Below are 19,412 nucleotides of genomic sequence, written 5' to 3'. Positions count from 1 at the left end.
AGAACGCCCATGTCCGAAGACAACATCCTCACCTGCGACGGCTGGGTTCGCGGCCGCCTGCTCCATGCGCACGGCAAAGTCGTGTCCATCGAAGGCCAGCCCTGCGATCCGGCCAGCAATGACCTGCCCTACCTGCTGCCCGGTTTCATCGACCTGCACGTCCACGGCGGTGGCGGCAAGGACATCATGCAAGGGACTTCGGCGTTCGAGACCATCGCCCGCACCCACCTGCGTTTTGGCACGACCGCACTCTTGGCCACCACCATGACCGCCCCCAGCGAAGAGATCGCCAGCGTGCTGCAGGCCCTCGGCGTGTTCTGTGAGCAGCGCCCGAACGGCAGCGCCCGGGTCTTGGGGGTGCACTTGGAAGGCCCCTACATCAACCCCGGCAAACTCGGCGCGCAACCGAATTTCGCCCACACCGCGCTGCTGGCCGAGGTGGAGAGCTACCTGGCCCTGGCGCCGATCCGGGTGATTACCATCGCCCCGGAAATCGCCGGTCATGATGACTTGATCCGTGCCCTCAGCGCCCGGGGCGTGCGCATGCAGATCGGCCATACCCTGGGCAGCTATGAAGAAGGCGTCGCCGCATTGGCGGCCGGGGCCAGCAGTTTCACCCATTTGTACAACGCCATGAGCCCGCTGCATCACCGCGAACCGGGGATCGTCGGCGCGGCCCTCGCCCATGCGCAATATGCCGAGTTGATCCCGGACTTGCTGCACGTACACCCGGGTGCGATGCGCGTGGCCTTGCGTTCAATCCCGTGCCTGTATTGCGTCACCGACTCCACCGCCGCCGCCGGCATGCCCGACGGCGAATACAAGCTGGGCAGCCACACCGTGACCAAGTGCCTGGGCGGGGTGCGCCTGGCCGATGGCACCCTGGCCGGCAGCACCCTGACCATGGACCAGGCCCTGCGCAACCTGGTGAAGATCGGCCTGCCCATCGCCGAAGCCTCCCAGCGTCTGTCCCAATTTCCCGCCGACTACCTCGGCCTGCCCGAGCGCGGTCGCCTGCAACCCGGCGCCTGGGCCGACTGCGTACGCCTTGACCGTTCCCTGACCCTGACCGACGTGATGGTCGAAGGAGAAGCCATTGACTTCCAAAATGCTTGAAGAGGCCCTGGCCTCCCATGAAGCGGTCGAGCGCCAGTTGCAGCGACTGGACCCGGCCCTCGAGGAAATCGCCGGACGCCTGCGCCGCCAGCCACCGCAAGTGGCAATGACTATCGCCCGCGGCAGCTCCGATCACGCCGCCAGCTATTTCGCTTACCTGGCCATGCAGCAACTGGGCATCCCGGTGGCCTCGCTGCCGATGTCGGTGGTGACCATGCAACAGGCGCCGCTGAAGGTCAGCGGCCAGGTGGCGTTCGGGTTTTCCCAGTCGGGACAGAGCCCGGACCTGGTGAACAGCCTGCGCTTGTTGCGCAAGCGTGGCGCCTTGAGCGTGGCCCTGGTCAACGCCACCGACTCGCCTCTGGAAGCCGCCTGTGAATTCAGCGTGCCGTTGTGTGCCGGCGTCGAGAGCAGCGTCGCCGCGACCAAGAGCTTCATTGCCACCCTCAGCGCCAGTGCGCGACTGGTGGCCCACTGGAAAGCTGACGCCGAGTTGCTCGAAGCCGGCAGCGCGCTGCCCGAGGGCCTGCGCGAGGCCGCCCGCCAGGACTGGCACAGCGCTGTCGACGCCCTGCGCGACTGTCAGCGGTTGATGGTGATCGGCCGGGGCGCCGGGTTCGCCATCGCCCAGGAAGCAGCGCTCAAGTTCAAGGAAACCTCGGCGATCCAGGCCGAAGCCTTCAGCAGTGCCGAAGTTCGCCACGGGCCCATGGCCCTGATCGATCATGACTACCCGCTGCTGGTGTTCGCCCCGCGCGGTGCCGAACAGGCCGGCGTGTTGAGCCTGGCCGCGGACATGCGCCAGCGCGGTGCCCGGGTCCTGCTGGCGGCACCTGATGACATTGTCGAACGCGACCTGACCTTGAGCCGCGCCGAACACCCGGCCCTGGACCCGATCCTGGCGATCCAGAGCTTCTACGCGATGGCCGCGAGCCTGGCCGTGGCCCGGGGCCTGGACCCGGACCAGCCGCGGCACCTGAGCAAGGTCACCCGTACCCACTGATCCGACTGCTTTTCAAACAAGAGCCTGAAGAGAGCGAGCCCATGCCCAACAACAATAAAGAGCTGATCCTCAGCGCCCCCCTCAGCGGCCCGGTGCTCACCCTCGCCAATGTCCCGGACGCGGTGTTCGCCAGCGGCGCCATGGGCGATGGGATCGCCATCGATCCGCTGAACGACACCCTCTACGCGCCGTGCGACGCTGAAGTGATCCACGTCGCCCGCACCGGCCACGCCGTGACCCTGCGGGCCGACAATGGCGCCGAACTGCTGCTGCACCTGGGCCTGGATACGGTCGAGCTGCAAGGCGACGGGTTTTCCATGCTGGTCAAGGAAGGTGCACGGGTCAGCCATGGCCAGCCGCTGCTGCGGTATGACGTGGATAAAGTGGCGCTGCGCTGCAAAAGCCTCGTCAGCCTGCTGGTCATCACCAACGGCGAGCATTTCCAGGCACGCCCCATCACGCTCAAAGGGGTGAAGGTCGGCGACCCGCTGCTGCACATCCTCGCCAAGGCCGGCGACCAGGCGGAACATCACGACCAAGACGGCGGCATCGAACTGTTCGGCCAGGTCCGCATCGCTCATCGCGGCGGTCTTCACGCCCGCCCGGCAGCCCTGGTGCGCCAGACCGCGCAAGGCTTCAAGAGCCGTTCGCAGTTGCATTTCAGCGGCAAATCGGCCTCCTGCGACAGTGTAATAGGCATGATGGGGCTGGCCATCACCGAACAGGCGCAAGTGCACGTCAGTTGCCGGGGCAGCGATGCCGAGGCGGCGTTGCAAGCCTTGCTGACGACCTTATCCACAGCCCTGGTGGAAGAAGCCCATGCCAACGCGCCGCCACCCGAACCACCACGGGCGAATGCAGAAGAAGGTGTGCTGAACGGCGTATGTGCCGCGCCCGGCCTGGTGACCGGGCCGCTGATTCGGTTGAGCGGCATTCAATTGCCGGAAGACACTGGCGGCCATGCCATCGAAGACCAGCGCCAACGCCTGAGTGACGCTCTGGCCCAGGTCCGTGGCGAGATCCACCTCACGCTGGAGCACGCCCGGGCCAGGCAGCACCGCGATGAAGAGGCGATTTTCAGTGCCCACCTGGCGCTGCTGGAAGACCCGCTACTGCTGGATGCCGCCGAGTTCTTCATCGAACAAGGCAGTGCCGCGCCCCACGCCTGGAGCCGCTCCATCGACGCGCAATGCCAGGTCCTGCAACAACTGGGCAGCACGCTGCTGGCCGAGCGCGCCAACGACTTGCGTGACTTGCGCCAACGGGTCCTGCGGGCGTTGCTCGGTGGAGCCTGGCAATTCGACGTCGCGGCGGGCGCCATCGTCGCCGCCCAGGAACTGACCCCCTCGGACCTGCTGCAACTCAGCGCCCAAGGTGTGGCCGGCGTGTGCATGGTCGAGGGTGGCGCGACGTCCCATGTGGCGATCCTGGCCCGAGGCAAAGGCCTGCCATGCCTGGTGGCGCTGGGCGAGGCACTGCTTGCGCAGGCGCCAGGACAATCGGTGGTGCTGGACGCTGACGGGGGCCGCCTCGAACTCACACCAACCGCCGAGCGCCTGGCGCAGGTGCGGCAAGCACAGACCCGACGCACGGCCCTGCGCGCCCAACAACAGAGCCTCGCCCACACACCGGCGCGGACCGTCGATGGCGTGGAGGTGGAAGTCGCCGCTAACGTGGCCTCCAGCGCCGAAGCCGGCCAAAGCCTGACCAACGGTGCCGATGGCATTGGCTTGTTGCGCACCGAATTTCTCTTCGTCGACCGCCACACCGCCCCCGACGAAGAAGAGCAGCGTCAGGCTTATCAAGCCGTACTCGATGCCATGGACGACAGGCCGGTGATCATTCGCACCATCGACGTGGGCGGTGACAAGCAACTGGACTACCTGCCACTGCCGAGCGAAGCCAACCCGGTACTGGGCCTGCGCGGCATTCGCCTGGCCCAGGTGCGACCGGACCTGCTCGACCAGCAACTGCGCGCCTTGCTGCAAACCCGTCCGCTGGACCGCTGCCGGATCCTGTTGCCCATGGTCACCGAAGTCGACGAACTGCTGCACATCCGCCAACGCCTCGAAGCCCTCGGCACCGAGCTGGGCCTGAGCGAACGCCCGCAACTGGGGGTGATGATCGAAGTGCCGGCCGCGGCGTTGCTGGCCGAACAATTGGCCGAACATGCGGACTTCCTCTCCATCGGCACCAACGACCTGTCGCAATACACCCTGGCCATGGACCGCGACCACGCCGGCCTCGCCGCCCGGGTCGATGCCTTGCACCCCGCGTTGCTGCGGCTGATCGCCCAGACCTGCGCCGGTGCCGCCAAGCATGGGCGTTGGGTCGGCGTGTGCGGAGCCCTGGCCTCGGACCCATTGGCCACGCCCGTACTGATCGGCCTGGGTGTACGCGAACTGTCGGTCAGCCCGCCGCAGATCGGCGAAATCAAGGACCGCGTGCGCCACCTCGACGCCGCGCAGTGCGCTCGCTTGAGCAACGAACTGCTGAACCTGGGCAGCGCACTCGCGGTACGCCGTGCCTGCCATCGACACTGGCCCCTGGGCTGAGCCACTTCGAAGAACAATAAAGGGAGAGACGCCATGTACCAGCATTTCATCGAAGGGCTGCAACGCCTCGGCCGGGCACTGATGCTGCCCATCGCGATCCTGCCCATCGCCGGCTTGTTGCTGCGCCTGGGCGACACCGACCTGTTGAACATCGCCATCATCCACGACGCCGGCCAGGCGATTTTCGCCAACCTGGCGATGATCTTCGCCATCGGCATCGCCGTGGGCTTCGCCCGGGACAACAACGGTACGGCGGGGTTGGCCGGGGCCATCGGCTACCTGGTGATGATCGCGACCCTGAAGGTGCTCGATGCCAGCATCAACATGGGCATGCTCGCCGGAATCATCAGCGGCCTGCTGGCGGGAGCGCTGTACAACCGCTTCAAGGACATCAAGCTGCCGGAGTACCTGGCGTTCTTTGGTGGCCGGCGCTTCGTGCCGATTGTCACCGGCTTCAGCGCCGTCGGGCTGGGCGTGGTCTTCGGCCTTATCTGGCCGCCGATCCAGCAGGGTATCAACGGTTTCGGCGCCATGCTGATGGAAAGCGGCAGTTTCGGTGCCTTCGTGTTCGGGGTGTTCAACCGATTGCTGATCGTTACCGGCCTGCACCACATCCTCAATAACATGGCCTGGTTCATCTTCGGCAGTTTCACCGACCCCGACACCGGTGCGGTGGTCACCGGTGACCTGAGCCGTTATTTCGCCGGCGACCCCAAGGGCGGCCAATTCATGACCGGCATGTTCCCGGTGATGCTCTTCGGCCTGCCCGCCGCGTGCCTGGCGATGTACCGCAATGCCTTGCCCCAGCGGCGCAAGATCATGGGTGGGATCCTGCTGTCCATGGCGCTGACCTCGTTCCTGACCGGTGTCACCGAGCCGATCGAGTTCGCCTTCATGTTCCTCGCGCCCCTGTTGTTCCTGGCCCATGCGCTGCTCACCGGCGTATCGATGGCCGTGACCAATCTGCTGGACATTCACCTGGGCTTTACCTTCTCCGGCGGCTTCATCGACATGGTCCTGGGCTGGGGCAAATCCACCAACGGCTGGTTGGTCGTCCCGGTGGGCCTGGCCTACGCGGCAATCTATTACCTGGTGTTCGACTTCTGCATCCGCCGCTTCGACCTGAAGACCCCGGGGCGTGAAGAGGTACCGGCAGGCGACAAACCGGCCATCGCCGAAAACCAGCGGGCCGCGGCCTACATCCAGGCCTTGGGCGGCGCCGACAACCTGATCACCATCGGTGCCTGCACCACGCGCTTGCGGCTGGACATGGTGGATCGCAACAAGGCGTCCGACGCCCAGCTCAAGGCCCTCGGCGCCATGGCCGTGGTGCGCCCCGGTAACGGCGGGAGCCTGCAGGTGGTGGTGGGGCCGATGGCCGACAGCATTGCCGATGAAATCCGCCTGGCGGTGCCCTCCTCCCTTCGCCTGGTCACCGCGCCGGTGCCGAATGCCCCTGCACCGACGACACCTGCCGCCCTTTCCAGCATCGAAGCGCAACAATGGCTGGACGCCCTCGGAGGCCAGGACAATGTCCTGCAACTCGAGTGCGTGGCGACGAGCCGGCTACGGGTGCGGCTGGCCGATGACAAGGGCTTGTCGGAAAGCCGGCTCAAAGGATTGGGGTGTCAGGGTATGAGCCCGTTGGAGGGTGGCGTCTGGCACTTGCTGCTGGGGGAGAAGGCACCGAAGTTATGGCAGGCGTTGGATAGCCTGACGCATGGCCGCAAGGTCGATGCCGGGGCCTAGCACCACCGTCCGCCCACTGGACTGCGTTGTAGGCGCTGTGTAGGAGCTGTGTAGGAGCTGTCGAGTGCAACGAGGCTGCGATGTTTCCCTAGACACTTGAATCCCAACGAAAGATCAAAAGATCGCAGCCTTCGGCAGCTCCTACGAACCCAGCGAGCTTGCTCGCGATGAGGGCGGTACTTATTGCATCAAGCCCGAACCTGTACCCAACCGAAAAGTTATCTAGCGCGAACCCTCGACAAAACCCTCGATTAAAGGTCATCAACCAAGAGCCATCAACTGTCAGAAATAACAGGTAACGGATAATTCCGACCAGTAACGACCAACAAACACATCCTGATGTTCGCGACCGCTTCCAACTGAGATGCTTGTTACAAAATAAGATCTTACAGCCCAGCACAGTCATCTATTCTCACTCTCACCAGTGAACCGAGGCACGCCCCAGCGTTGCCTTCGCACTGAGCAATCGATAATTAAACTGTCAATTCGAAGAATAGGTCGTAATGAAGTATGTGATTCGATTGGCATCCTCGTTTCAGGAGAGGTGTCCACATCATGAGTAGAAGCAGCGGTTTTATACGGGCGGCGACTGTCGCCATGGTATTGGCAGGCACCTGGCAAGCGAACCCCAATGCGTGGGCAACGACCCAGGACTCGGCGCAGAAAGATGAACCCTGGTATCAGGCCTGGCTTCAGGTCACTGCGGACTCGACTGTGGATATCCGCGCGACCAACCCTTCCTTGCGCTGGCGGACCGACATGGACACGCTCTATCGGGGCGACACCACCAACCAGGGGCTAGAAGCTTTCCGGGACGGCCTGTTGCCTAAATCCGTCAACTTCCCGGAGAGCGAATGGATGTACAACTGGTTCGGCCATGGGGCGGGCGCCCAACGGTCGGTCTACAGCAGTACGACCCGCAGCCAGCGTATCGCCCAGAGCTTCGCCAATGAATGGGTGTTCGAGTTCAAGGCGCCCCACGGAATCGACCAGACGCAATCAGGCGGGCCAATTCCTTCGGAGGAAGAGATCAGCTACCCCGGTGGCGTCAAGGGAAGCTTTATCAAGCAGGCCTGCAAGAAAACCGATCCGGGCGATTGCGTCGCGAACCCGGACTACCGCGAACCCACTGGCCACGAGACGATGCAGGAGATTGCCGCAACCCGCATCGATTGGAACAGGCTCGTGCCTGTCGAAGGCCTGGACTGGGTAACGAACAAGCAATCCCTATGGGCGGTAGGCTCTGCGAAGATCAATCCGGTGCAGGGTGCGGATGCGCTGGCCCACGGATTGCGGGGCTGGAATTCATTGCCACCGGATCTGCGCTTGGCGACGACCCCGGAGTCTAATCTTGCGCATTCGCTCGTCATGGCCTTCCGTGATTATAGCGATGCCAAGATCTGGGCTGTCACGGAAGCGGAAAACGGCGGCTGGGTGTACGAAGTCAAGCCCAACAGCGTTGCCGTGGATTTGTCCGGGCGCTACACCGGTAACCGTGAAGGCGCGTACGCATTCATCGGCGGTATCAAGGGCGGGCTGTTGATGAACGCACGCCGCTTCGAGAAAGGCGTCAGTGAACCGGTCGAATGCATCGGCATCGAGAAGGAAGCCTGCCGCCTCGAGAATCGTCATCAATAGACGGGCGGGCTAGGTAGAGCCTCTGTGGAAGCAAGCTCCCTCACCACGGGCCCAGTGTTCTACCGGGATTCTTGTATTCGTCTTTCGATTTATCGCGAGCAAGCTCGCTCCCACAGTGGCTGGGTGTTGTTCACAAAACCTGTGATCGACACCTGCCTCTTGTGGGAGCGAGCTTGCTCGCGATGAGGCCGGCACTTATTGCATCAAGTCCAGATCTGTACCCAACCGAAAATTTAGCGAGCGCCTCCAAGACAAAACCCTAGATTAAAAGTCATCAAGCAGAACCTCACAACTGTCAGAAATAACAGGTAACGGACAAACCAGACGGATTACAACCAACAACACAACCTGATTATTCGCCAACGCATTCAACTGAGCCGCTTGTTACAAAATCAGACGTTACAGCGCAGAACAGTCAACTATCCTTACCCCCACGCAGTAAACCAAGGCGCACCCCAGCGGTGCCATCGAACTGCGCAACAGGTAGTTAAACTGTCAATTCGAAGAATATGTCGTAACGAAGTATGTGATTCGATTGGCGTCCTCGTTTCAAGCTGAGGTGTCCAAATCATGAGTAGAAGCAACGGTTTTGTACGGGTGGCGGCTGTCGCCGTGGTAACGGCAAGCGCCTGGCAAGTGGCCCCGAATACGTGGGCCGCGACTCAGGACTCGGTGCAGAAAGATGAACCCTGGTATCAGGCCTGGCTGCAGGTCACCGCGGATTCGAGCGTGGATATCCGCAAGACCGTACCCTCGTTACGCTGGCGTACCGACATGGATACGCTCTATCGAGGAGATACAACGGGTCAAGGCCTCAATGCCTTCCGGGACGGGCTACTGCCCAAGGCCGTGGGCTTCCCCGAGAATGAATGGAAATACGACTGGTACAGTCATGGGGGCGGGATCGCAAAATCGATATACAGCAGCACAACGCGCAGTAAGTCCATCGCCGAGCACTACGCCAGCGAATGGCTGTACGAACTCCATGCCCCCCATGGCGTCGATCAGCCGCTATCGGGAGGGCATTTTCCCAGCGAGGAGGAAATCAGCTTCCCAGGCGGTGTAAAGGGGCGCTTCATCAAAAATGCCTGCCGGGCACCCGATTTTACCGAATGCGTAACTAACCCAAACTACCGTGAACCCACTGGCCGCGAGACGAGGCTGGAGATCGCTGCAATGTCCATCGAGTGGAACCGAGTGGTGCCTCCGGAGGGCCTGGCATGGATAACGAACAAGCAGTCCCTCTGGGCAGTCGGCTCTACGACAATCAATCCCACGCAGGGAGCGGATGCGCTGGCCCGAGGGCTACGGGCCTGGAACTCTCTGACACCGAATCTGCGACAATCGATCTGGCCGGAGTCCCCTCTGGCTCAATCGGTCGTTGTGGCATTCAGCGATTATAGCGAAGCCAAGTTCTGGGCAACCCAAGAAGCCGCCAACGGGGGCTGGGTCTATGAAGTCAGGCCCAACAGCGTGGCAGTAGATTTATCGGTACGTAACGTAGGTTCGCGTGAAGGCGCGTACGCATTCATCGGCGGTATCAAGGGCGGGCTATTGATGAATGCTCGCCGGTTCGAGAAAGGCGTCAGTGAACCAGTCGAGTGCATTGGCATCGAGAAGGAAGCCTGCCGCCTCGAGAACCGGCATCAATAGACGGGCGGGCTAGGTAGAGCCTCTGGGGAGCGGGCTTGCTCGCGAAGAGGCCAGTACATCCAACATCAATGCAAGCTGACCCGACGCCTTCGCGGGCAAGCCCGCTCCCACAGTTCATTAGCGTCGAGCACATATTTCCGGCCCCCTGGAGGCCCGCTCCCACAGTTTCCGGATCCACTGGAACGTGGGAAATCGGCTTGCGCTGGCGGGCATGGTTTTAGCGCTTAAACAAAAAACCCGCTGATTGAATCAGCGGGTTCCTCATTCGATGAGCGAAGGATCAAAAATCCTCCAGTCGCCATACTTCATACGCTGGCGTCTCGTAGGGATGGCTTTGTTTCAGCGCGTTCACCACCCCACGAATCAGCTCATCGGCAACGACAAGCTCTACCTTCCACTCCTCGACCTGCTCGACCTGGCCCGCCTCGCCAATGAACGGCTCGCTGCCGTCCAACGGGCGAAACTGGCCCAGGCCCAACACTTGCCAGGCACAGTGGTCATAGTCGCCGATTCGCCCGCCACCGGCAGCGAATACGGCGCTTTTGACCTCGTCCACGTGACTGGCCGGGACGAAGAAGCAGAGCTTGTACACCGTCTCAGTTCACCCAGACGCGGGCGTTGCGGAACATGCGCATCCAGGGCGCGTCTTCGTTCCAGTCGTCCGAACGCCACGAGTTCTGCACCGCACGGAATACCCGCTCCGGGTGCGGCATCATGATCGTGACGCGGCCGTCGCGGCTGGTCAGGCCGGTGATCCCGCGCGGCGAGCCGTTCGGGTTGGCCGGGTAGGTTTCGGTGACCTTGCCGTGGTTGTCGACAAAACGCAGCGACACGCAACCGGACAGGTCGGCTTCGAGCAGGGCTTCTTCGCTTTCGAACTCCGCATGGCCTTCGCCGTGGGCGATGGCGATCGGCATGCGCGAACCGGCCATGCCCTGAAGGAAGATCGAGTTCGACTCCTGGACCTGGACCATCGCCACGCGCGCTTCGAACTGCTCGGAACGGTTACGCACGAAGTGCGGCCAGAATTCGCTGCCCGGGATCAGCTCGTGCAGGTTGGACATCATCTGGCAACCGTTGCACACGCCGAGGGTGAAGCTGTCGGTGCGTTCGAAGAAGCCCTGGAACGCGTCGCGGGCGCGGCTGTTGAACAGCGCCGACTTGGCCCAGCCCTCACCGGCACCGAGCACGTCGCCGTAGGAGAAACCGCCGCAGGCGACCATGCCCTTGAAGTCGTTCAGGTCGACACGGCCGGCCAGGATGTCGCTCATGTGCACGTCGATCGCGTTGAAACCGGCGCGATCGAACGCTGCCGCCATCTCCACCTGACCATTGACGCCCTGCTCGCGCAGGACCGCCACTTGTGGGCGAATGCCCTTCTTGATGTAGGGCGCGGCCACGTCGTGGTTGACGTCGTAGCTGAGCTTGGCGCTCAGGCCCGGGTTGTCTTCTTCCAGCAGCGCGTCGAACTCCTGCTCGGCGCACTCGGCGTTGTCGCGCAGGCGCTGGATCTGGTAGCTGGTTTCAGCCCACTGACGCTGCAACAGACTGCGCTGGCCTTCGAAGACGGTGTCGCCGTTGAAGGTGATGTTGATGTGAGCGTTGTTGATCGGCTGACCGATCACCGAGACGCAATCGGCCAGGCCGGCGGCGCTGAACTGGGCGAGGATGTCCGGGGTGGCGTCCTGGCGAACCTGGATCACCGCACCCAGTTCTTCGTTGAACAGGATGGCCGGGATTTCAGCCGTGGACTCGGCCACGCTGTCGAGGGTCAGGCTCAGGCCACAGTGACCGGCGAAGGCCATTTCCACCACGGTGGTCAGCAAACCACCGTCGGAACGGTCGTGGTAGGCCAGCAGGTGACCGTCGGCGTTCAGGCCCTGGATGACGGCGAAGAACGCCTTCAGGTCTTCGGCATCGTCGACGTCCGGCGCCTGCGAACCGAGCTTGCCATGCACCTGGGCCAGGATCGAGGCGCCCATGCGGTTCTGGCCACGGCCCAGGTCGATCAGGATCAGGTCGGTGGTGCCCTTGTCCATGCGCAGTTGCGGGGTCAGGGTCTGGCGGATGTCGGTGACCGGGGCGAAACCGGTCACGATCAGCGACAGCGGCGAGGTCACGCTCTTGTCCACGCCTTCGTCGCTCCAGCGCGTGGCCATGGACATGGAGTCCTTGCCCACCGGAATGGTGATGCCCAGTTCCGGGCACAGCTCCATGCCGACGGCCTTGACGGTGTCGTACAGGCGCGCGTCTTCACCCGGGTGACCGGCGGCGGACATCCAGTTGGCCGACAGCTTGATGTCGGAAATCTTGCCGATGCGCGAAGCCGCGATGTTGGTCAGGGTCTCGCCGATCGCCATGCGGCCCGAGGCCGGGGCATCCAGCAGCGCCAGCGGCGTGCGCTCGCCCATGGCCATGGCTTCGCCGGTGTAGACGTCGAAGCTGGTGGCGGTCACGGCCACGTCGGCCACCGGCACCTGCCATGGACCGACCATCTGGTCACGGGCCACGAGGCCGGTGATGGTGCGGTCGCCGATGGTGATCAGGAAGCTCTTGCTCGCCACGGCCGGGTGATGCAGTACACGCTCGATGGAATCGGCGATGTCGAGTGTCGATGGATCGAAATCATCCCCCAGCTCCGCTTCGCGAACCGCCGAACGGTGCATCCGCGGGGCCTTGCCCAGCAGCACTTCCAGCGGCATGTCCACCGGGCTGTTGCCGAAGTGGCTGTCGGTGACGGTCAGTTGCGGCTCGGCGGTGGCTTCACCCACTACCGCGAACGGGCAGCGCTCGCGCTCGCAAATGGCCTGGAAGCGTTCGAAGTCGGCTGGGCCGACCGCCAGGACGTAACGCTCCTGGGATTCGTTGCTCCAGATTTCGTGCGGGGCCATGCCCGGCTCGTCGTTCGGAATGTTGCGCAGTTCGAAGCGACCACCGCGACCACCGTCGTTGACCAGTTCCGGGAAGGCGTTGGACAGGCCGCCGGCGCCGACGTCGTGGATGAAGCTGATGGGGTTGTGTTCACCCAACTGCCAGCAACGGTCGATGACTTCCTGGCAACGGCGTTCCATTTCCGGGTTTTCCCGCTGGACCGAGGCGAAGTCCAGGTCGGCCGAGCTGGTGCCGGTGGCCATGGAGGAAGCCGCGCCGCCACCCAGGCCGATCAGCATGGCCGGGCCGCCGAGGACGATCAGCTTGGAGCCGACCAGGATCTCGCCTTTCTGCACGTGTTCGGCGCGGATGTTGCCCATGCCACCCGCGAGCATGATCGGCTTGTGGTAACCACGGACTTCCTCACCACGGGGGGTGGTGATGGACTGTTCGAAGGTACGGAAGTAGCCGGTCAGGGCCGGACGGCCGAATTCGTTGTTGAACGCCGCGCCCCCCAGGGGACCTTCGATCATGATGTCGAGGGCGTTGACGATACGCTCAGGCTTGCCGTAGGGCTTTTCCCATGGCTGTTCGAAGCCCGGGATCTGCAGGTTCGACACGGTGAAGCCGGTCAGGCCGGCCTTGGGCTTGGCACCGCGCCCGGTGGCGCCTTCGTCGCGGATCTCGCCACCGGAACCGGTGGACGCGCCCGGGAACGGCGCAATGGCGGTCGGGTGGTTGTGGGTCTCGACCTTCATGAGGATGTGCACCGGCTCCTGGACCGCACCGTACTGGCGGGTCTCGGGGTTCGGGTAGAAGCGACCGGCAACGTTGCCGACGATCACCGCCGCGTTGTCCTTGTAGGCCGACAGCACACCTTCGTTATGCATCTGATAGGTGTTCTTGATCATGCCGAACAGGCTTTTTTCCTGGCTCTGGCCGTCAATGTCCCAACTGGCGTTGAAGATCTTGTGGCGGCAGTGCTCGGAGTTGGCCTGGGCAAACATCATCAGTTCGATGTCGTGCGGGTTGCGCTTCAAGCCCTGGAAGGCGTTGACCAGGTAATCGATCTCGTCTTCGGCCAGGGCCAGGCCCAGTTCGGCGTTGGCGTTTTCCAGTGCGGCACGGCCGCCGCCCAGTACGTCGATGGCCGTCAGCGGCTTGGGTTCGGCGTGGCTGAACAGACCGGCGGCCTGCTCCAGGTTGCCCAGCACGACCTGGGTCATGCGGTCATGCAGGCCTTCGGCGATCAACTGGGCCTCGGCCTCGCTGAACTCACCGGCGACATAAAAGGCAATGCCGCGCTCCAGGCGCTGGATCTTCGCCAGGCCGCAATTGCGGGCGATGTCGCTGGCCTTGCTCGACCACGGCGAAATGGTGCCGAAACGCGGCAGCACCAGGAACAGGCGACCGGCCGGCTCCTGGACAGGAACACTGGGGCCGTACTTCAGAAGGCGCGCGAGCACCTGCTGTTCGTCGCCGGTCAAACCGCCGGTGACTTCGGCGAAGTGAGCGAATTCAGCATACAAGCCACTGACAGCCGGAACCTTTTGGCTCAGTTGCTCAAGGAGTTTGCTGTGGCGAAAGGCAGAAAGGGCAGGAGCGCCGCGCAGGATCAACATCTTCGGGACAGCCTCGGGAAGGGGGTGTGCTTTGAGGCCGTGCATTCTAGCCTAAACCGCCGGCAACGGCACCCGAAACGGCACGCACGGTGCTGGCCGAATGTCGGTCTTTGCGCATGCGGGGGTATTGGGGCCCCGTACCAAGGTTCGTGCAGAGATATTTTTCAGCGGCGCAAAGCCCGCCACACCCCGGCCGGCCGGTGTTGCGGACATGTTTTGCAACCGCTAGCAGACTGGCCTTTTGCTGTCGAGATATGGCGGTAGGGGCCGTTTGCGTATACTGCGCAGATGTTTTCCCCAACGGCTTTGCGTCCGCGATATGCCAAATGGCTGATCGCAACCGGACTCTTCCTGGTGCTCAGTGGTTGTGTTGAGAAACCCAACACACTGGAGCGCGTAAAGGAGGATGGCGTGCTGCGGGTGGTTACCCGAAACAGCCCTGCCACCTACTTCCAGGATCGCAACGGTGAAACCGGCTTCGAGTACGAGCTGGTGAAGCGCTTCGCCGACGATTTGGGGGTGGAGCTGAAGATCGAGACCGCTGACAACCTCGACGACCTGTTCAGCCAAATCGGCAAGCCCAACGGCCCGGTATTGGCGGCCGCAGGCCTGGTCAGCAGCGAACAGCGCAAGAAGCAGGTGCGGTTTTCCCACGCCTACCTGGAAGTCACCCCGCAGGTCATCTACCGCAATGGCCAGTCACGCCCCACCGACGCGGCCGCCCTGGCGGGCAAGAAGATCATGGTGCTCAAGGGCAGCAGCCACGCCGAACAGCTGGCGCAGCTGAAACAGCAATATCCCGGCATCGAATACGAAGAGTCCGACGCGGTTGAAGTGGTCGACCTGCTGCGCATGGTCGACGAGGGCCAGATCGACCTCACCCTGGTGGATTCCAACGAAGTGGCGATGAACCAGGTGTACTTCCCCAACGTGCGCGTGGCCTTCGACCTGGGCGATGCCCGCAACCAGAGCTGGGCCGTGGCCCCTGGTGAAGACAACAGCCTGCTCAACGAGATCAACAGCTACCTCGACAAGGTGCAGAAGAACGGCACGCTGCAACGCCTCAAGGACCGCTACTACGGCCACGTCGATGTCCTCGGCTACATGGGCGCCACCACGTTCGCCCAGCACCTGCAACAACGCCTGCCCAAATACGAACAGCACTTCAAGGCCTACGCCAAGAAAGAGAAAGTCGACTGGCGCCTGCTGGCCGCGATCGGCTATCAGGAATCGCTGTGGCAACCGGCGGTCACGTCCAAGACCGGCGTGCGCGGCCTGATGATGCTGACCCAGAACACCGCCCAGGCCATGGGCGTGTCCAACCGCCTGGACCCGAAGCAAAGCATCATGGGCGGCGCCAAGTACCTGGCCTACATGAAGGACCAACTGGACGAAAGCATCCAGGAGCCCGACCGTACCTGGTTCGCCCTGGCGGCCTATAACGTCGGCAGCGGCCACCTGGACGACGCCCGCAAACTGGCGGCCAAGGAAGGGCTGAACCCGGACAAGTGGCTGGATGTGAAGAAGATCCTGCCGCGCCTGTCCCAGAAACAGTGGTACAGCAAGACCCGCTACGGCTACGCCCGGGGCGGCGAGCCCGTGCATTTCGTGGCGAACATCCGTCGCTACTACGACATCCTGACCTGGGTGACGCAACCGCAGCTCGAAGGCGACCAGGTGGCCGAGGGCAACCTGCACGTGCCGGGTGTGGACAAGAGCAAGCCGAACCAGGAATCCCCGCAGCTCTGAAGCTGTACACCATCCCGATGCTGTGATGAATCTGTGGCGAGGGGATTTATCCCCGTTGGGCTGCGCAGCAGCCCCAAAGCAGTCAACTCAATCTGCCTGACACACCGAGGCGCCAGATTTTAGGGCCGCTTCGCAGCCCAACGGGGATAAATCCCCTCGCCACAATCAATCAAGCAGGCCTTAAATGAGCAGGCACATTGAGTTATGTGGTGGCATCAGGCTTTCGCGGCAGCCAGGATCAGCGCTTTCATTTCCGCCACCGCCGACTTAAACCCGACGAACAACGCATGGGCCACCAGCGCGTGGCCGATGTTCAGCTCGTTGATGCCCTTGATGGCCGCGACGGCTTCGACGTTGTGGTAGTGCAAGCCATGGCCGGCGTTGACGATCAAGCCCTGGGCCAGGCCAAAGGCGACGCCATCGGCGACCCGCTGCAGCTCGTCGGCCACCTCGGTGGGGGTTTCGGCATCGGCGTAACGACCGGTGTGCAGTTCGATGGCCGGGGCGCCGACCCGCTTGGATGCTTCGATCTGCCGTTCGTCGGCATCGATGAACAACGATACCTCGGCACCGATCTTCGACAGGCGCTCCACCGCCAGGCTGATCCGCGATTCCTGCCCCGCTACGTCGAGACCGCCTTCGGTGGTCAGTTCCTGGCGCGTCTCCGGCACCAGGCAGATGTGCGCCGGGCGGATGAGCTCAGCGAACGCCATCATTTCTTCGGTCACGCCCATTTCGAAGTTCATGCGGGTTTGCAGCACGTCCTTGAGCAGCAGCACGTCGCGCTCCTGGATGTGGCGACGGTCTTCACGCAGGTGCACGGTGATGCCGTCGGCACCCGCCTCTTCCGCGTCCAGCGCGGCCTTGACCGGATCCGGGTAGCGCGTACCGCGGGCCTGGCGCAGGGTGGCGACATGGTCGATGTTCACGCCGAGAAGAATGCGATTGCTGGTGCTCACAAAAAGGCTCCTGAAGGGACAGATAGTCGGCCCACAGCATACGGGTTGATCAGGGCTTGCGAAACAGCTCGCGACTGACCAGGGGCCGACCGCCCAGGTGCACGGCCAGGGCTTGGCGCATCAGCCGCTTGGCCGCCGACAAGGCGCCCGGCGCGCTCCAGTCGGCCTCGGCCATGGCCAGCAGCTCGGCGCCATTGAACAGCCCCGGTTGCAGCAGGTAGACCCGCTCCAGGCCAGCATCCACTTGCAAACGGTAGAGGCCGTCGGCGGCGATGGGCTCGCCGTGCAGGTCGGCGCTCAAGGCGAAGCCATAGCCCAGGTCATCCAGCAGCCGCCATTCGAACGAACGCAGCAGCGGCTCCAGCGGACGGCCTTCTGCCAGGGCCAGCAGCGTGGCGGCGTAGTGGTCGAAGACGGCCGGGTGAGGATCTTCGGCGGGCAGCAGGCGGATCAGCAATTCATTGAGGTACAAGCCGCTGAACAACGCCTCGCCATTGAGCCAGGCGGCGACGCCGTTGCTTTCCATGCGCCCGACGTTCTTCAACTCGCCCCGCCCGCGAAATTCGACTTCCAGCGGCACGAAGGGCCGTGCCAGCGTCCCCGCTTTGCCCCGCGCCCCCCGCAACACCGCCCGCAGCCGCCCTTGGGGCGTGAGGAAGTCCACCAGGGCGCTGCTTTCACGGTAGGCGCGGCTGTGGAGGACGTAGGCGGATTGGCCGGTGGGTTGGGTTGGGGACATGGAAATGGAGTCTCGCTGACGGAGCACAATTTTATAAACGACCCCAAACCAATGTGGGAGCGGGCTTGCTCGCGAATGCGGTGTGTCAGTTAACAATGATGTCGACTGACAGGACGCATTCGCGAGCAAGCCCGCTCCCACAAGGTCCGTGGTGTACTGCCGGATGGATTACAGGTCGCCGTAACCCAACGACCGCAGCGCACGCTCGTCATCGGACCAGCCGCCCTTCACCTTGACCCACAGGTTGAGCATGATCTTGGAGTCGAACAGCAGCTCCATGTCCTTGCGCGCCTCGGTGCCGATGCGCTTGATGCGCTCGCCCTTGTCGCCAATGATGATTTTCTTCTGGCCATCACGTTCGACGAGGATCAATGCATGAATGTGCAGGGTCTTGCCCTGTTGCTTGAACTCTTCGATCTCGACCGTGATCTGGTACGGCAGCTCGGCGCCCATCTGGCGCATGATTTTCTCGCGCACCAGCTCGGCGGCAAGGAAACGGCTGCTGCGGTCGGTGATCTGGTCTTCAGGGAAGAAATGATCGTTTTCCGGCAGGTGTTCGGCAATCACCCGCTCCAGCGCGTCGAGGTTATGGCCATGCTGGGCAGAGATCGGGATGATCTGGGCGTTGGGCAACTGTTCCTGCAACCAGGACAGGTGCGGCATCAGTTCAGCCTTGTCTTCGATACGGTCGGTCTTGTTCAGTGCCACGATCAGCGGGCCGGTGACGTACTGGACACGCTCGAGGACCATCTGGTCTTCTTCGGTCCATTTGGTGCGGTCGACCACGAAGATCACCACGTCGACGTCTTTCAACGCCGCCGAGGCAGTCTTGTTCATGTAGCGGTTCAAGGCCTTTTCGCCACCCTTGTGCATGCCCGGGGTGTCGACGTAGATCGCCTGCACGGCGCCTTCGGTCTTGATACCCAGCATGTTGTGGCGGGTGGTCTGGGGCTTGCGCGAGGTGATCGCCAGTTTCTGGCCCAGGATGTGGTTCAGCAGCGTGGACTTGCCCACGTTCGGCCGACCGACAATGGCGACATAGCCGCAGCGGGTGACGGTTGTATCAGTCATTGCCATTCTCCACGCCCAGGGCGATCAGTGCTGCGGCGGCCGCTACCTGTTCGGCAATACGACGACTCACACCCTGACCCCGGCTTTTTTCATTCAGTAGGACAACTTCGCATTCGACGAAGAAGGTTCGGCAATGCGGCTCACCCTGGATATCCACCACTTCGTAGCGCGGCAGTTCGCAACTGCGCGACTGTAGGAACTCCTGCAAACGGGTCTTGGGATCCTTGTTGGTGTCCACCAGCGTCAGGCTGTCGATCTCGGAAGTCAGCCAGGCCAGCACGCGTTCGCGCGCCATGTCCATGCCTGAGTCCAGGTAGATCGCGCCAATCAACGCTTCCAGGGCATCGGCCAGGATCGACTCGCGACGGAAACCGCCGCTTTTCAATTCACCGGAGCCCAGGCGCAGGTAATCGCCCAGGTCGAAACCACGGGCCAGCACGGCCAGGGTCTCACCTTTTACCAATCGCGCGCGCAAACGCGACAACTGGCCTTCGCGGGCCAGCGGGAAGCGTTCGAACAGCGCCTCGCCGGCCACGAAGTTGAGGATGGCATCACCGAGGAATTCCAGGCGCTCGTTGTTGCGCCCGGCAAAACTGCGGTGAGTGAGGGCCAGGAGCATCAGGTCCGGGTCCTTGAAGGTGTAGCCGAGCTGACGCTCGAGACGGCTTAGAGAAACGCTCACGGTTT

General features: G+C 63.0%; 13 protein-coding genes. 7 read left to right on the top strand and 6 right to left on the bottom strand.

What is annotated here, in order from left to right; translation table 11 throughout:
* The first annotated feature begins 9 nt into the window (after positions 1-9).
* The 6 genes from nagA to BLP82_RS07060 all read left to right on the top strand — a co-directional run bounded on the left by nagA (position 10) and on the right by BLP82_RS07060 (position 9,714).
* Positions 10-1,116 carry an N-acetylglucosamine-6-phosphate deacetylase gene (gene nagA, locus BLP82_RS07085; protein ID WP_092166295.1) on the top strand — a complete coding sequence of 369 codons (1,107 nt, stop codon included), beginning with the start codon at positions 10-12 and terminating at the stop codon, positions 1,114-1,116.
* The gene (locus BLP82_RS07080; protein ID WP_092166294.1) at positions 1,097-2,119 is read left to right on the top strand and encodes an SIS domain-containing protein; all 1,023 of its coding nucleotides are present in this window, start codon (positions 1,097-1,099) and stop codon (positions 2,117-2,119) included. The genes nagA and BLP82_RS07080 overlap by 20 nt, the downstream gene beginning before the upstream one ends.
* A 41-nt stretch (positions 2,120-2,160) precedes the next feature.
* The gene (gene ptsP, locus BLP82_RS07075) at positions 2,161-4,674 is read left to right on the top strand and encodes a phosphoenolpyruvate--protein phosphotransferase (protein WP_092166293.1); all 2,514 of its coding nucleotides are present in this window, start codon (positions 2,161-2,163) and stop codon (positions 4,672-4,674) included.
* A 33-nt stretch (positions 4,675-4,707) separates the two neighbouring features.
* Positions 4,708-6,423, top strand: coding sequence for an N-acetylglucosamine-specific PTS transporter subunit IIBC (gene nagE, locus BLP82_RS07070; RefSeq protein WP_092166292.1), 1,716 nt, complete (start codon positions 4,708-4,710; stop codon positions 6,421-6,423).
* Positions 6,424-6,978: 555 nt separating this feature from the next.
* Complete coding sequence (locus BLP82_RS07065) at positions 6,979-8,061, top strand: scabin-related ADP-ribosyltransferase (protein ID WP_139197821.1); 1,083 nt, start codon at positions 6,979-6,981, stop codon at positions 8,059-8,061.
* A 570-nt stretch (positions 8,062-8,631) separates the two neighbouring features.
* Positions 8,632-9,714, top strand: coding sequence for a scabin-related ADP-ribosyltransferase (locus BLP82_RS07060; RefSeq protein ID WP_092166290.1), 1,083 nt, complete (start codon positions 8,632-8,634; stop codon positions 9,712-9,714).
* Positions 9,715-9,994: 280 nt separating this feature from the next.
* On the opposite strand, the gene BLP82_RS07055 is transcribed toward BLP82_RS07060, so the two are convergent.
* Both BLP82_RS07055 and purL read right to left on the bottom strand, forming a co-directional pair.
* Positions 9,995-10,306 (bottom strand): YqfO family protein, encoded by a 312-nt coding sequence (locus BLP82_RS07055; RefSeq protein WP_092166288.1) that lies wholly within the window; start codon positions 10,304-10,306, stop codon positions 9,995-9,997.
* 4 nt (positions 10,307-10,310) lie between these two features.
* Positions 10,311-14,207, bottom strand: coding sequence for a phosphoribosylformylglycinamidine synthase (gene purL, locus BLP82_RS07050; RefSeq protein ID WP_092166286.1), 3,897 nt, complete (start codon positions 14,205-14,207; stop codon positions 10,311-10,313).
* Positions 14,208-14,495: 288 nt separating this feature from the next.
* Here purL and mltF point away from each other — a divergent pair, with 288 nt between their 5' ends.
* Entirely contained in the window at positions 14,496-15,956 is a 1,461-nt protein-coding gene (gene mltF / locus BLP82_RS07045; protein WP_092166284.1) for a membrane-bound lytic murein transglycosylase MltF, read from the top strand.
* A 215-nt stretch (positions 15,957-16,171) separates the two neighbouring features.
* On the opposite strand, the gene pdxJ is transcribed toward mltF, so the two are convergent.
* From pdxJ to rnc, 4 genes are all read right to left on the bottom strand, one after another.
* A complete protein-coding gene (gene pdxJ, locus BLP82_RS07040) occupies positions 16,172-16,915 on the bottom strand; it encodes a pyridoxine 5'-phosphate synthase (protein ID WP_092166282.1) in 744 nt (247 codons plus the stop codon).
* Positions 16,916-16,964: 49 nt separating this feature from the next.
* Complete coding sequence (gene recO / locus BLP82_RS07035) at positions 16,965-17,750, bottom strand: DNA repair protein RecO (RefSeq protein WP_305883175.1); 786 nt, start codon at positions 17,748-17,750, stop codon at positions 16,965-16,967.
* Positions 17,751-17,822: 72 nt separating this feature from the next.
* Entirely contained in the window at positions 17,823-18,725 is a 903-nt protein-coding gene (era, locus tag BLP82_RS07030) for a GTPase Era (RefSeq protein WP_072345611.1), read from the bottom strand.
* Entirely contained in the window at positions 18,718-19,407 is a 690-nt protein-coding gene (rnc, locus tag BLP82_RS07025) for a ribonuclease III (RefSeq protein ID WP_092166278.1), read from the bottom strand. Before rnc ends, era begins: the two co-directional genes overlap by 8 nt.
* Positions 19,408-19,412: the final 5 nt, after the last annotated feature.

Origin of the sequence: Pseudomonas sp. NFACC37-1, from assembly GCF_900101575.1 — a bacterium.
Taxonomy (GTDB): Bacteria; Pseudomonadota; Gammaproteobacteria; order Pseudomonadales; family Pseudomonadaceae; genus Aquipseudomonas; species Aquipseudomonas fluorescens_AA.
Note: the sequence above shows the minus strand (reverse complement) of the source record. Positions and strands in the feature narration are given on the sequence as shown.